Below are 2,773 nucleotides of genomic sequence, written 5' to 3' on the forward strand. Positions count from 1 at the left end.
GGGCCTTGTCATTAACATTGCCGATGTTAGTCAGCTCAAACAAGCGGAATTAGAAAATCAGTCCCTGCGCGAGCGATTACAATTCCTGCTGGCAGCAAGCCCTGGGATCATCTACTCCTGCACGGTTGACGGTTATTTTCGTTATACGTTCATTAGCGACACAGTGCAGACACTGTTGGGCTACACAACTGTGGAATGGCTAGCATCACCAGACATGTGGATCACGCATTTGCATCCAGATGATGCGCCCTGTGTGTTGAACTGCTTGATGCCTCTGCTGGCCAACGATCGTCATACCCATGAATATCGGCTACGCCATCGAGATGGTCATTACACGTGGGTACGAGATGAGATGCAACTAGTCCGCAATCCCAATGGGGAAATCTTGGAAATTGTGGGCTGTTGGGTGGCGATCGACGATCGTAAAGCCTCAGAGCTAGCCCTTGCCGAGTCACAACGTCAGTATCAAACACTGGTTGAAAACTCACCCGATGTTATTGAGCGGTTTGATGTTAACCTGCGCCATCTGTACGTCAGCCCATCCCTAACCAGAATGACTGGCATACCTGTTGATGCCTGTTTGGGCAAAACCTACCGTGAACTAGGCATGGATGAAGCCATGGTCGAGCGGTGGGAAGCTGCTGCTGCCGACCTTTTAGCCACTGGACAAAAGCAGGTGATTGAGTTCTCTATCCCAACTCCGCAGGGTGTACGCTCCTTTGAGATGGCGCTGGTACCAGAGTTATCAGCGCACCAGACCATCGAGTCAATTCTCTGTATTTCTAGGGACGTGACCGATCGCAAAGCGGCTGAAGCAGCTCTGCATGAGCAACAACTCTTCATTCAACAAATTGCTGAATCGACCCTAGCGATTCTATATGTCTACGACTTGCTTAAGCAGCAGATGGTTTACACCAGCCCCCAAATCACTACAGTGTTAGGCTATTCATCTGATGAACTTCAGGCCATGGGTGGGAATTTGTTCTCTCAGTTGCTGCATCCAGATGACCTGCCCAGTCTGATGGTTCATCACCAGCAGTTTCGGGCTGATGACCACTATGTGGAAGCTGAGTATCGAATTCGGCACAAGTCTGGTCGTTATCGGTGGTTGTTGAGTCGCGATCGTGTTCTCAATCGCACTCCAGAGGGGAAACCTAGACAAATTGTGGGAGTGGCTGTAGACATTACTCTGCTCAAGCATACGCAAGTAACCTTGCACCAGCAGGCAGAGCGAGAGCGTATAGTAACCGCGATCGCCCAGAAAATTCGCCAAACCCTAGATCTAGAGCAAGTTTTGGAAACAACAGTAACTGAGATACGGCAGTTCCTACAGGTTGATCGCGTTATTATCTACCAATTTACCTCTGACTGGAGTGGGGCGATCGTGGCTGAGTCAGTCGTAGCGGGTTGGAAATCTATTCTGGGGATGCAAGTTGCTGATACCTATTTCGTTGATACCCAGGGCAAACCCTATGCCCAAGGACGTATTCACACCATAGATGATATTTACACCACCAATCTCCAGCCCTGTTATCTAGAGTTACTAGAAGCCATGCAGGTGCGAGCCAAATTGGTGGTGCCTATCTTGCAGCATGACCATTTGTGGGGGTTACTGGTGGCTCAGCATTGCCAAGCACCACGGCACTGGGAACCCTGGGAAGTTGATTTACATAAGCAGTTAGCAACTCAACTAGCAATTGCCATCCAGCAGTCTGAGCTATATCAACAGGTGCAAGCTCTCAATGCCAGCTTAGAGCTACAGGTGCAGGAGCGTACAGCCCAACTTCAACAAGCCCTAGAATTTGAGTCTCTGCTCAAGCGAATTACCGATCGTGTGCGCGATAGCTTGGATGAGGAACAGATCTTACAATCCGTAGTGGAAGAGTTGGCTCAGCAGCTAGCCTTAGTAGGCTGTGACACCGGTATCTATAATGCAGAACATACCATTTCTGCCATCACCCATGAGTTCACCACTACGCTGGCTTCTGCCCAAGGCAAAACCTTTGAGATTGCCACATCTCCCCACCCAGAGATTTATACTTACTTGCTTCAGGGCCAATGGTGCCAGTTTTGTAGCATTACCCCCAATCCATTGCGCAGTAATCAAGGATTTCTCAGCATTCTAGCAGTACCAATCGTTGATGACCGAGGTGTATTGGGAGACCTGTGGCTATTTAAGCCACCATCAGCAGTGTTTGACAGCCAAGAGGTACGGTTAGTAGAGCAGGTGGCCAACCAGTGCGCGATCGCCCTGCGTCAGTCTCGGCTGTATCAAGCAGCTCAAGCACAAGTCAAGGAACTAGAACGCCTTAACCTCCTAAAGGATGACTTTTTAAGCACAGTTTCCCACGAGCTGCGATCGCCCATGGCTAGCATTAAAATGGCCACCCAAATGCTCGAAATTAGCCTTAAGCAAGAGAACGTCTTAACAGATGAGACACGTCCCATCAACCGCTACCTCAAGGTCTTGCACGAAGAAGAAGACCGTGAAATTAATCTCATCAATGACCTACTAGATTTAGCTCGTGTAGACGCTGGTACAGAACCCCTTAACCTTACTGCTATCAGCTTGCAGTTTTACCTGCCTCATATCTCAGAAGCATTTGCCGAGTGTGCTCGCCAGCAGCAGCAACACCTGATCATTGAGATACCTGATGACTTACCTCCCCTCACCACTGATCTCGCAACTCTAGAGCGCATCATCACCGAACTGCTACACAACGCTTGTAAATATACCCCCTCTGGAGAAACCATCAGCATCCATTGCTGCCAA

Annotated in this window: 1 protein-coding gene; it reads left to right on the forward strand. The window is 49.3% G+C overall.

Annotated features, from left to right (window positions below; all coding sequences use genetic code 11):
• Positions 1 to 2,773, forward strand: a 2,773-nt coding sequence (locus NZ772_16835; protein MCS6815221.1) for a PAS domain-containing protein, incomplete at both ends; no start/stop codon positions are given.

This window comes from Cyanobacteriota bacterium (genome assembly GCA_025054735.1).
GTDB lineage: Bacteria > Cyanobacteriota > Cyanobacteriia > SKYG9 > SKYG9 > SKYG9.